The organism is Planifilum fulgidum (assembly GCF_900113175.1).
Lineage (GTDB): Bacteria > Bacillota > Bacilli > Thermoactinomycetales > DSM-44946 > Planifilum > Planifilum fulgidum.
The window spans coordinates 73,850-84,706 of record NZ_FOOK01000014.1 but is presented as its reverse complement, the minus strand read 5'-3'; the positions used below and the strand labels follow the sequence as shown (position 1 = coordinate 84,706).

13 protein-coding genes are annotated in these 10,857 nt (G+C 57.9%); 5 read left to right on the top strand and 8 right to left on the bottom strand.

Annotated features, from left to right (window positions below):
• On the top strand, positions 1-238 hold a 238-nt coding region (locus tag BM063_RS09645; RefSeq protein WP_177199085.1), incomplete at its 5' end, for a transposase.
• 194 nt (positions 239-432) lie between these two features.
• On the opposite strand, the gene BM063_RS09640 is transcribed toward BM063_RS09645, so the two are convergent.
• The 3 genes from BM063_RS09640 to arsM form a co-directional block, all read right to left on the bottom strand.
• A complete protein-coding gene (locus tag BM063_RS09640) occupies positions 433-930 on the bottom strand; it encodes an arsinothricin resistance N-acetyltransferase ArsN1 family A (RefSeq protein ID WP_092038350.1) in 498 nt (165 codons plus the stop codon).
• A 1-nt stretch (position 931) separates the two neighbouring features.
• Positions 932-1,276: an ArsR/SmtB family transcription factor gene (locus tag BM063_RS09635; protein WP_092038348.1), complete on the bottom strand. Its 345-nt coding sequence runs from the start codon at positions 1,274-1,276 to the stop codon at positions 932-934.
• A 99-nt stretch (positions 1,277-1,375) separates the two neighbouring features.
• Positions 1,376-2,188, bottom strand: a complete 813-nt coding sequence (gene arsM / locus BM063_RS09630; RefSeq protein ID WP_092038346.1) for an arsenite methyltransferase — start codon at positions 2,186-2,188, stop codon at positions 1,376-1,378.
• Between the two features lie 615 nt (positions 2,189-2,803).
• On the opposite strand from arsM, the gene BM063_RS09625 reads away from it, so the two are divergent.
• Positions 2,804-3,541, top strand: a complete 738-nt coding sequence (locus BM063_RS09625) for an arginase family protein (protein ID WP_092038373.1) — start codon at positions 2,804-2,806, stop codon at positions 3,539-3,541.
• A gap of 73 nt (positions 3,542-3,614) precedes the next feature.
• Entirely contained in the window at positions 3,615-4,568 is a 954-nt protein-coding gene (locus BM063_RS09620; protein ID WP_092038344.1) for an aldo/keto reductase family protein, read from the top strand.
• Positions 4,569-4,584: 16 nt separating this feature from the next.
• Here the strand turns inward: BM063_RS09620 and BM063_RS09615 are convergent, their stop codons facing one another.
• Genes BM063_RS09615 through BM063_RS09600 form a run of 4 tightly spaced genes read right to left on the bottom strand, consistent with a single transcriptional unit; the run spans position 4,585 to position 8,658 of the window.
• Entirely contained in the window at positions 4,585-4,809 is a 225-nt protein-coding gene (locus tag BM063_RS09615; protein WP_092038342.1) for a hypothetical protein, read from the bottom strand.
• 19 nt (positions 4,810-4,828) lie between these two features.
• On the bottom strand, positions 4,829-5,965 hold the full coding sequence (locus BM063_RS09610; RefSeq protein WP_092038340.1) for a Ger(x)C family spore germination protein: 1,137 nt from the start codon (positions 5,963-5,965) through the stop codon (positions 4,829-4,831).
• Positions 5,947-7,068, bottom strand: a complete 1,122-nt coding sequence (locus BM063_RS09605; RefSeq protein ID WP_092038338.1) for a GerAB/ArcD/ProY family transporter — start codon at positions 7,066-7,068, stop codon at positions 5,947-5,949. The genes BM063_RS09610 and BM063_RS09605 overlap by 19 nt, the downstream gene beginning before the upstream one ends.
• Positions 7,069-7,086: 18 nt before the next feature.
• The gene (locus BM063_RS09600) at positions 7,087-8,658 is read right to left on the bottom strand and encodes a spore germination protein (protein WP_425439148.1); all 1,572 of its coding nucleotides are present in this window, start codon (positions 8,656-8,658) and stop codon (positions 7,087-7,089) included.
• 275 nt (positions 8,659-8,933) lie between these two features.
• On the opposite strand from BM063_RS09600, the gene BM063_RS09595 reads away from it, so the two are divergent.
• Positions 8,934-9,416 (top strand): divergent PAP2 family protein, encoded by a 483-nt coding sequence (locus tag BM063_RS09595; RefSeq protein ID WP_092038334.1) that lies wholly within the window; start codon positions 8,934-8,936, stop codon positions 9,414-9,416.
• Here the strand turns inward: BM063_RS09595 and BM063_RS09590 are convergent.
• Entirely contained in the window at positions 9,398-9,979 is a 582-nt protein-coding gene (locus tag BM063_RS09590) for a GNAT family N-acetyltransferase (protein WP_177199084.1), read from the bottom strand. The genes BM063_RS09595 and BM063_RS09590 overlap by 19 nt on opposite strands.
• Before the next feature lie 41 nt (positions 9,980-10,020).
• Here BM063_RS09590 and BM063_RS09585 point away from each other — a divergent pair, with 41 nt between their 5' ends.
• Positions 10,021-10,842 carry an ABC transporter substrate-binding protein gene (locus BM063_RS09585; RefSeq protein ID WP_092038330.1) on the top strand — a complete coding sequence of 274 codons (822 nt, stop codon included), beginning with the start codon at positions 10,021-10,023 and terminating at the stop codon, positions 10,840-10,842.
• Positions 10,843-10,857: the final 15 nt, after the last annotated feature.

The window sequence follows — 10,857 nt, the reverse complement described above, 5'->3', positions numbered from 1 at the left end:
TCAAAACCGTTTAAGTGAAAGGGGCAAACAACTGTATAAACGACGGAGTCAGACCATTGAGCGCAGCTTCGCTGACGCCAAAGAACTTCATGGGCTTCGTTATGCACGCTACAGGGGGCTTGCCAAAGTCAGAGAGCAATGCCTCCTTATTGCCGTGGCTCAAAACATCAAAAAAATGGCCTTGCTCCTCTCGAAGAGAGGAAAAGGCTTTGTGATCCGCCTAATTTACCAAATCTAATTTCCTTTATCTGTTTATTTCCCATAAACATGCAACCCCTGGCGCTTTTCTTGCGAAAAGAGCCAGGGGGTTTGTCATCAATCTCGCCGCATCCGTTAGGATGCGGCTCAAACGTCCCAGAGTGGCAAATCGCCCGGCAAAATGCCGTTTTCCCGCTTGGATGCAGCCAGCATCAATGGTGTTCCGCAAACGGCTTACAACAACTTTTCCATGGCCATCACATCGACGAACCGGCCGTCCAGTTTTCCGTGGTTTCGGAAGATCCCGACCTCCCGGAATCCCCTTTTCCGGTACAGCCTCTGGCCGCGCTGATTAAAGGGAAAGGTAAACAGGACCATCTTGTAGAAACCGTTTTCTCTCGCCTTTTCCTCCAGAGCCCCGAGCAGCAGGGTGCCGACTCCCTTCCCGCGCCACGAACGATCGACATAGATGGAGACATCCGCCACGCCGCTGTAGGCGCACCGGTGGGAATAGGGGTTGAGGGACGCCCAGCCCTGAACGGAACCGTCCCGCTCCGCCACCAGCACCGCGTAGCGGGAAGGGCGCTGACGAAACCACCGCTCTATCTCTTCCCGGGTCTTGGGCCTTTCCTCCAGGGTGGCGATCCGATCGGCGATCCCCTGATTGTAAATCTCCCGGATTCGGTGGATATCCTTTTCCTCCGCCTGACGCACCATCCAGTTGTTGTCCATTTTACCTCACTTCCATCTCCAGGCCGGGAAGTTTCAGGGAAAAGCGGCGGTTCAGCTCCAGGCAGAACCGCTTCAGGGTCTCCCGGTTGACGGTGTAGTAGTGCCACTTGCCCTTCCTCTGCTCATAAAGGAGACCGGCGTTTTTCAGTTCCTTCAGGTGGTAGGACACCTTGGACTGCTTCAAACCCAGCGCTTCCTGTATGTCGCACACGCACATCCCGTCCGGGCAGCACCGGGCGGGCTCCTCCGCATTCCACCGGGAAATCAGGTCGAGAATTTGGCACCGGATCGGGTCGGACAGGGCCCGGGCCACCATCAATAACTGCTCGTCGCTGCGGCAATCCATTCCTTCCCCTCCTTCCGGCGAGAAAAACATGCGTCGATCGCCCCGGGATGCACGGCGCTTATCATGAAATTGGATATTCACCTACATCATACTACATTTTCATGCCGGTTCCGTCCCTTTGCGCGCCTTCACATAAGCCGCGGCAAAGGCTTCCTCCCACGCACCGCCCGCCGAAAAGGGAGAATCCGGGTTCTTCTCTTCCGCAAATCCCCTGGGGACACCTCCGATGTGGTTTACGGGAGTGATTTCGATGTCCTTGAATCCGACCTTTTTCAGAATCCGCTCGTATTCATCGATCCCCAAAGCGCCGGAAACGCAACCCACCCACATTTGGATGTTCCGCCGAAGCGATTCGGGAACCGGCTTCAGCCGGACAATATCCGCAATGGCCAGCCTGCCGCCTTTTTTGAGCACCCGATACGCTTCCCTCAAGGCATCCTCCTTTCGCCCGCTCAGATTGATGACACAATTGGAAAGGACGACATCCACCGTTTCATCCGCCAGGGGAATCTCCTCGATATATCCCTTGATAAACTCGACATTGGCCGCCCCGCTCTTCTCTTGGTTCCGCCGGGCCAATTCCAGCATCTCATCGGTCATGTCCAGTCCGTAAACCTTTCCGGTTTCACCCACATACTTCGACGAGATCAACGCATCGATCCCGCCCCCGCTTCCCAGATCAAGGACCGTTTCTCCCTGTTGAAGATTCGCAAGGGCAACCGGGTTGGCACACCCCAAAGAGGCCTTGACGGCCTCCTCCGGCAATCCTTCCAGATCGCCCGAGGAATAGAAGGGCGCACCTTCTCCGCAACAGGACGATCCCCCGCAGCAGGAACCCGCTTCTTTCCCGGCCGCTCTCCTGGCGATACTTCCGTAATACGCCTTGATTTCTTCCCGAATGACCCTTCTCACGCGGATAACCCCCTTATATCTCATATCTCATGCAACCGAAACCTTTCAGGAAGACCTCTCCTTGACGGGTGAAGAAATCCGCCCCGCCTCCTCATATCAACTTTCGTTGATATGATTATACATCAAAAAAATTTGATATGTAAACTCCCCGACGTCCCCAAGCCATAAACCCCCCCAAAATCACCGGAAAGGAAAACGACGGTCTGCCCCGTCTTTTTTCCGCCATCTACGGGACAGCCGACTTGGCCTTTCGCCACGCGGCATGGCACAGGCGCCCCTGCATCACCCTTTCCCCGCCGATCGCTGTGACGCGCCCGGTCCTGAAGGTCGCCTCGTCCAGCAGGCGAAGGCGGCACCCGCGATCTCCACCGTTCCCCGGCGGCCACAGCCACAAACACCGACCATCGCGCGACGTCATCAGGTTGTGCAAATTTACAGACTGTCCGCGATCTTTTTTCCGTTTTTCAATGGGCATCGAAAGACAGGATCCTCGTCGAAGGCCGGCCCTTAACCGCCCTTCAATTTTTTTGTATATTTATAGTAGAAGTCGAAGGATCACCGTCAGCGTATGGCAATAGACCGGATCGTTCATTTCATCGAAGGGAAATGAGGATCATGGGTCTTCTGCATCGTGACGTGACGCTGCTGAACTTCGACGACGTTTATCCAAAGCAACGCCAATTGGCCCGTTTTGCCGGCGAATGGATCCAACTCAAAGACATTCAAGAGGCCAATCTGTTTTGCACGGATCGATCGCGGTCGGAAATCATCCGCCGGCTGTCCCGCAGAAAAGGTCGGGGCATCACCTTTATCGGAAACGGAAATTACCATTACGTCACCTATCTGCTGCTGAGGGAAATCAAAGATCCCTTCAGCCTCATCCTTTTCGACAACCATACGGATGCAAAAACCCCGGACAGTCTGCCGGGGCTTCTTACATGCAGTTCCTGGGTGAAAGAGGCGGCGAAGCTGCCGCATCTTGTGAAAATCATCCTGATCGGGACCGGGGAGCGGAACCTTCGCCTCCGGGACGCCGGGGAAAAAGTGCTCCTCTGGCCCGACCCGGAACAAGGCGGGGATCTCCTCTCCGCCATCCCGACGGAACGCGTGTACATCAGCATTGACAAGGATGTCCTGGATCGCGCCTACGCCGCGACCAACTGGGATCACGGGACCATGCACCTGACGGAGCTGCTGAAGGTTCTTCAAGCCCTCGTTCGGAGCAAACAGGTGCTCGGCGTCGACATCTGCGGGGAACTGCCCGTCTCCCCCGCCGAAGCGTGGATTCATTCGGACCGGCTCCGGTTGAACGAACGCGCCAACCTGTCCATCCTCCGATCGCTCCTGGCGTGACCTCCGGCGGATTGCCGGGCCGCATGCCGACTGAATCAAAGCTTCGATAACCTTTAGAGGAAGGGGATCGAAGATGAAGTACCGCCGTCTCGGAAACACCGGTTTGAAAGTGAGCGAAATCAGCCTGGGAAGCTGGCTGACGTACGGTGGATATGTGGACAAGGAGCAAGCGATCTCCGTCATCGACAAGGCCTATGAACTGGGGATCAACTTTTTCGACACGGCCAACATTTACATGAACGGCGAGGCGGAAAGGATCGTCGGCGAAGCGCTCAGGAAGTATCCCCGCGAATCCTACGTGCTGGCGACCAAGGTCCGGGGGGCGATGGGGAAAGGGCCCAACGACCAGGGGCTGTCCCGGAAACACATCATGGAGCAGTGCGAAGCCAGCCTGAAACGGCTGGGCGTCGATTACATCGACGTGTACTATTGCCACTTCTTCGACCCTGACACGCCTCTGGAGGAAACCCTGCGCGCCATGGACGATCTGGTGCGTCAGGGCAAAGTGCTGTATGTGGGCGTCAGCAATTGGACGGCGGCGCAAATCGCCGAAGCCCTGTCGATCGTCGACAGGCACTCGCTGCACCGGATCGCGGCCAACCAGCCCTTGTACAACCTGTTCGCCCGCGATATCGAAAAGGAGATCATCCCCCTCTGCGAGCGCCACGGCATCGGACAAGTCGTTTACTCTCCCCTGGCCCAAGGGGTTCTTGCCGGCAAATACAAATCGGTAAATGACGCACCCTCCGGCAGCCGCGCCACCGACAAGCACGGGGCGGAAACGGTCAAATCGTGGCTCAAGGAGGAAAACTTGGCCAAAGTGGAACGGCTTCGTCCCATCGCCGAAGAATTGGGGCTTTCCCTGGCCCAGCTCGCTTTGGCCTGGACCCTTCGCCTTCCCAACGTCTCCAGCGCCATCATCGGGGCAAGCGTGCCCGGGCAGGTGGAGGACAACGTCAAGGCCTCCGGTGTGACCCTCCCGCAAGAGGTGATCGACCGCATCGACAAAATCTTCCAAACCCCATAAAGGGCCCCGTCTTTCCTTATCCTCCCATCCAGCCGACAAGCGGGCGCAGCCATTTTTCCATCAGCTCCGTGGGGCCGGGCAAGTTCGGAAAAAGAATAAGCACAAGCCACAATCCCCAAGCGAGGGCGGCGGACACCAACAGCGCCGCCCTTTCCTTTTTGTGTTCCGGACTGATCTTCGGCCACTCGAAACCGATGATCAGCAAACTGACCGCCGTAACCGCCAAGATCTTTCCAATCACGGCCCGTCACCTCGTCCGCTCAACTGTCCGTCATTCCGGGCCAACGGATTTTCACAAAGACCTGGACATCCACGTCCATCCGGGGAAACACCCGTTGATTCCAATCCTTTTTCATCCGGGCCCACTCTTTGGGGTATTTGCGGTGAAAAACCTCCGCAAAGCCGAAGGCGTCCGCCCGGTCCTTCTGCAGCCTTTCCACCGTCCAGCGCAGGCGGTGCCGAAGCTGCTTCTCCATCTCCCGGGTGATCCGGTCCATGTTCGACGGGAAGTACAGATCCATGTCGGTTCCGTTGTACGTTAACACATTTTCCGAGGTCATCCGGATGGTCATGTGGGGCTTTTTCCCCTTCAGTTTGGGAATCAGCTCGGTCTTCGTCCGATCCACCTTCATGGCGACATATCCTTTTTCACCCTTGATCCGGGTGTTGACCGTTCCCGTGGTGTACTCATTCCGGATCCACATCAAGCCTTCTTTGCTTTTTCGATCCAGATGATCGACCATCCGTTCCCCCCGGAAAACGGCCACCCCGTCCAGCGACAGCGACTTTTTTCCCGTTTTTTTCACCACCGGGATGACCGTGCTTTTCGCATCGCCGGTCACTTCCCTCAGCACCCGCATGACGGTGATCTCGGTGTATCCCTCCACTCTCGCCAGCTTGTAAAGGGATTCGGAGGCGGTGATTTCCGCCAGCGGAATGGTGGTGAAAATCTCCTTCGGCGAATCGCTCACGAACACCACGGCATCCAACCGCACCTGCGGCTGACGTGCCATGTAATCCAGGGCCTCCCTGATTCCCGTCCGGGCCATTCTTTCCCCGAACACCACCACTTCTTGGTGACCCGTGAAGATTTCGCGCCCCAGCTTTTGCTGCAATTTCGCCTTTGCCTCGGGAATATTGATGCTTCGGGCGGAAAGGACCCTTTGCGTTCCCCCGGTTTTTTCCCCTCCTCCGGCATCCTCCGCCCGTTGGGGGATCGCCTGCAGAAGCGTCACTTCCACCTGCCCGTCCTCCGTCCGGTCGATCCCGATCGCCCGGATCAGGGCGATCTCGTTCAATTCCTTTCGATCCCAACAGCCGGAGAGGATGAGCAGGGAGGCGACCCACAGCAGGCAGAGCGCCCTTTTGCCTCCTCCCTTCAGCGGTCCCGCTCCCATGATGTTCCATCCTCCCCTCGCGGCCTTTTCACCCGGCGGATGACCGCCACCGCCAGAAGCGAAAGAGGAATCGCGATTTGGACCAGGCTGCTGTAGACAAAGGATTCCCCATCAAAAAATTGGTTCAGATCCGTGAGGGTGGGCACGGTCCAACCCCCGACGGCGACCAGGAGAAGGGCGATGGGCAGCGACAGGGGTTTGTAGTCGGCAAGCCCCAGCCACTGGGCCGTTCCCAGGACGACGGCGTAGTGCATCAAAGTGATTTTGATGAAGATGATGAACAGCCATATCGCCAGCAAAAAGGCGTCCACATGTTCCAGAAACCCCGCCAGGTTGATGAGCCGGAACGCTTCGAAGAGGGGAAAGAGGAATCTGTCCGCCTGATTTCCCAATATGAACAGGATGATCAGGTGAAACACCATCAGCATCAACATTGAACCGACAAGGCCGACGACTCCCCAGCGGGCCGCTTTGTCCCGCTTTCTCACATGGGGCAGCAGAAAGGTCGCTATAAAAAAGTCGTTGAACCAGCTCGCCGGGGCCGCGGCTCCCCTGGCCACGGACCTGAAGCCGTGCTCCAGGATGGGCAACATGTTGCTCATCTCCCACTCCGGCATCGACAAAAAGGTGACCACCCCCAGGATGCCCGCCGTCAGCAGGGCGAGAAACTGAGCCGTACGGGCGACGGTCTCCAGTCCCCCCCGGACGGCGGCCGCGCAGAGCAAGGCCATCCCGCCCATCACCACCACCTGGGGCGTTTTCTGCAAAAACACGCCGTTGACGAAATCGGCGTAAATCCGGAGCACAAAGGAATTGGCATGGATATAGGTCAACAGGAACACCAGGGGGATGACCTTGCCGAGCCAGCCAAGAATCCGGGGGCAGTACTGGATCACCGTCTCCCCGGGAAACCGGCGGTGGAGAAAATAGGCGAGAAAGAAGGCCACCAGCCCGGAGGCGGCCGCCGGCACGGGGGTCATCCACATGTCCTGTTTTGCCCATTTGGCGGCCAAGTAGGGAATGGTCGCCACGGTGATCCCGATCGTCGAAACGAACAAAAGCAAAGCCATCTGACCGCCGCTGATGCGGCCTTTTTCAATCATCGCCGCTCCTCCCTTCCCTCATTGCTCTCCGCCCCGCTCCGGTCCCGGCTTCTGATCCGGCGCCTGCCGATCGGTGTTGGCGGATTCGGTGGGGCGGGTCCTCATTTTCCACCAGAAAGTGCGCCAGAAAACATCTTTCATCTGCTTGGGCCTAAAGGGCGCAATGGGAGACAGATACGGCATGCCGAAGGAACGGAGGGAAGCCAAATGGATCACGAGGGCGATCAACGCCAGGCTGAACCCCACCATGCCGAAACCTCCCGAAATGAAAAGCAGAGGAAAGCGGAGGACGCGCATGGCAAAACCCAAGGAATAGCGGGGAATGGTGAAGGATGCGATTCCGGTGAGGGCCACGACGATCACCACCGGGGCGGAAACGATCCCCGCCGTCACCGCCGCTTCCCCGATGATCAGCGCCCCCACGATGGTAACGGCCGAACCGACGAGTTTCGGCAGGCGCAGCCCCGCCTCCCGAACCGCCTCGAAGGCGAGCTCCATCAACACCGTTTCCACGATGGTCGGCATGGGAATCCGCTCCCGGGACGAGGCAAAGGTGAAAAGCTGTTCCGTCGGCACCGCTTCCGGGTGAAAGGAGATGGTCGCCACATAAAAGGAAGGGGCCACCAGGGAGAAAAAAAACAGCAGGTACCGGAGCCACCGAACCGCCGTGGCATAAATGGCTCGCAAGTAGTAGTCCTCCGTTGCCTGCAAAAACGCCGGAAAGCTGACGGGGACGACCAGCACATCGGGAGTTCCGTCCGTAATGATGGCAATCCGCCCCGACAGCAAATCGGCGCACACCGCATCGACCCGTTCGGTAAAGTGGATTTGGGGAAAGGGCGAATACGGATTGTCCTCGATCAGCTCCTCGATAATTCCCGACTCCAACACTCCGTCGACATCGATCCGCTCCAGACGCCGCTTCACCTCGTCCAGCACGCTGTTGTTTGCAATTCCTTCCATATAGGCGATGATGACCCGGGTTTGGGTGTAACGCCCCAACCGCATCTCTTCCAACTTCAATTTGGGGCTTTGAATCCTGCGGCGCAGCAGGGCCGTGTTCGTCTGGGCCGATTCGATGAATCCTTCCTTGGGGCCGCGGATGATCGGCTCTCCCTCCGGATCCGTCACAGCCCGTCTTTCCAGTTGAATCAGCCCCAAATTGAGCGCGCGGTTCCATCCGTCGATGAACAGAACGGGCTCGCCGGAGGAAACCAGTCTGGCGCATTCGTCAAAGGTTTCAACCGGTTTGACATATACGGCGGGCAGCTCTTCCCGGAGAAACGCTTCGACCTCCTCCGGCCGGGAGCAGGACTTCCGCATCAGCGGCGCCAAAATGTGGGTGTTGATGTCATCGAAGTGGGCCATATTATCGACATAGATGATTTCCGCCTCGATTTCCTTTCCAATCCGGAAGATGCGAAAGTTGACATCGTAACACCGGTTGAACAGGTCTTTCATCACCCGGTGGTTTTTTTCCAGATCGCGATAAAGGCCGACCCGCAGATCTTCCCTTGTGCTCGGGATGACCGGGTTTTTCACCTCGGGTTTTTTCCTGAAAAACCCTCTGAAGCCGCGCAAGGATGACACCCCCTGTCGTTTCTATCCATCATTTTGTTTCAAAAACAAAAAATGAATCCGCCTCCGAATCCTTGGCAAACAGGCGGAACCACGAACTTCCAATATCGGTGACTTTTTTACCCGACAAAAATCCTTCCCCGATGATCGAGGAAGGATTGAAACCTCGGCACCTTCTGCTACTTTTTTCCCTTCACCTTTCCAATCCGGATTTCGCGGTATATCATAGAGGATAGGTTGGAACAACAGATACAGCAGATGTCAGGCGAAAGGAAGAAAAAAGCTCCATGCTCCCGACACTTTTGCACAACTATCCCCTGTGGTCCTCGGTCATCGCCGTGGTTATCACCCAGCTGACCAAAGTGTTTTGGAACTATAGAATCCACGGCACATGGAATTGGAACTGGCTGATCCAGACCGGCAGCATGCCCAGCGGCCACACGGCGGCCGTCACCTCCCTCGCCACGGCGATCGGCATTCAGGAAGGATGGGGCTCCCCGCTGTTTGCCATCACAGCCGTCCTCGCCTTCATCGTGATGTACGATGCCGCGGGAATCCGGCGGCACGCGGGCATTCAGGCCCGGGTGCTGAACCGGCTGGCGGAGGATGTGGCGGGATTGCTGCGGGAGATGCGCCACTTGAAGGACAGATCCCCCCGGGAAACCGGGACCAAACTGAAGGAGATCCTCGGACACCAGCCCATTGAAGTGGCAACAGGCGCCTCGATGGGAATGCTCATCGCCTGGTTGGTTCACCTCGCCTGGTCCTGAAGGGACAGTCCCATCACGATCTCGTCCACATAGCGGCCTTCCAGCACATATTGCCTTTTGAGGCGCCCCTCGACCCGGAATCCGAATTTTTTGTACAACCCGATGGCGCGCTCGTTGTTGGAAAAGACATCGAGGCTGATCTTTTCCACTCCGCGGGCGCGCGCCCCGTCGATGACGTACTCCATCAATTTCTTCCCCAGTCCCAGCCCCCTGTAGCCGGGAACCAGCCACATCCGAAATTTGGCCACATGGCGGTTCATCTCCAGGGGACCTCTGCGGAGGAGGGCGACGCCGGCGATTTTCCCGTCCACCTCCGCCACGGCGTACAATCCGCCGTCCTCCCGGATTTTCCGTATTTCCTGTTCCTGTTCCCGGTCTGTGGGAAGGGTGTCCGGCTCCTCTTCGAGGTATATCCCCTCCTTCACCACCCTGGCCATCCGCCGGGCGATTTCGGCGGCGTCGCTGGTCCTGGCGGGCCGGATGATGACGATCCGGCCGTCCTTGGCCAGCCCGACACGCCTTTCGCAAAAGGCGGACTTTACCGGCTTGACCCTTGTGGCCAAATCCCTCACTCCTTTCCCTTGATCCCGACAGGAGGTTGATTATGAAACGAATCGTCTCTCTCTGCCCGAGCAACACCGAAATCCTTTTTCTCCTCGGCTTGAAAGACCGCATCGTCGGAGTGGACAATTTTTCCGACTGGCCGAAGGAAGTGGAGCAACTGCCGCGATGCGGCCCCGACCTGGACATCGACCTCGACAAGGTGAAAGCGCTCCGTCCCGACCTGGTGGTGGCCTCCCTTAGTGTTCCCGGAATGGAAAAAAACATCGAAGGGCTCCGGCGGGAGGGGATTCCCCATCTCGTCCTGTCTCCGAAGAGAATCGAAGATGTGGCGGACGACATCCGACGCACGGGAGAAGCGGCGGGGGTCGGCGAGCGGGCGGAGCGGGTTGCGGAGCGTTTCGAACGGCGGTTGGAGGAGATCAAAAGCAAAGTGCCGCAGGGCCGTCCCAAGCCCCGTCTCTATTGGGAATGGTGGCCCAAACCGGTTTTCACCCCCGGCAGGCGCAACTGGCTGAACGACGTGAGCGAAATCGTGGGGGGCGTCAACATTTTCGGGGACGTGGACCGGGAGAGCGTCCAAACGGACTGGGAAGGCGTGGCCCGACGGGAACCCGATTTCACCCTGATCGTATGGACGGGGGTTCCCATCGACCGAATCCGAAAGGAACGAATCACGGGCCGCCCCGCCTGGCGGGGAAAACCCTTCGCCCGGGAAGACCGCGTTCACATCCTGGAGGAAGGATGGTATTGCCGCCCTTCTCCCCGGCTGCTGACGGGCATCGAATACCTGGCCCATCTATTGTATCCGGAGGTGTTCTCCCCGCCCGACCCGGACGCTCCCCTCGGCCGGGACTGGGCCTGAAAAAACGACTTCCGG

Bases quoted from the DNA above. Each gene is read 5' to 3' on its own strand.
- BM063_RS09640 (WP_092038350.1), bottom strand. From the start codon at position 930: ATGGACAACAACTGGATGGTGCGTCAGGCGGAGGAAAAGGATATCCAC.
- BM063_RS09635 (WP_092038348.1), bottom strand. From the start codon at position 1,276: ATGGATTGCCGCAGCGACGAGCAGTTATTGATGGTGGCCCGGGCCCTG.
- BM063_RS09625 (WP_092038373.1), top strand. From the start codon at position 2,804: ATGGGTCTTCTGCATCGTGACGTGACGCTGCTGAACTTCGACGACGTT.
- BM063_RS09620 (WP_092038344.1), top strand. From the start codon at position 3,615: ATGAAGTACCGCCGTCTCGGAAACACCGGTTTGAAAGTGAGCGAAATC.
- BM063_RS09610 (WP_092038340.1), bottom strand. From the start codon at position 5,965: ATGGGAGCGGGACCGCTGAAGGGAGGAGGCAAAAGGGCGCTCTGCCTG.
- BM063_RS09605 (WP_092038338.1), bottom strand. From the start codon at position 7,068: ATGATTGAAAAAGGCCGCATCAGCGGCGGTCAGATGGCTTTGCTTTTG.
- BM063_RS09595 (WP_092038334.1), top strand. From the start codon at position 8,934: ATGCTCCCGACACTTTTGCACAACTATCCCCTGTGGTCCTCGGTCATC.
- BM063_RS09585 (WP_092038330.1), top strand. From the start codon at position 10,021: ATGAAACGAATCGTCTCTCTCTGCCCGAGCAACACCGAAATCCTTTTT.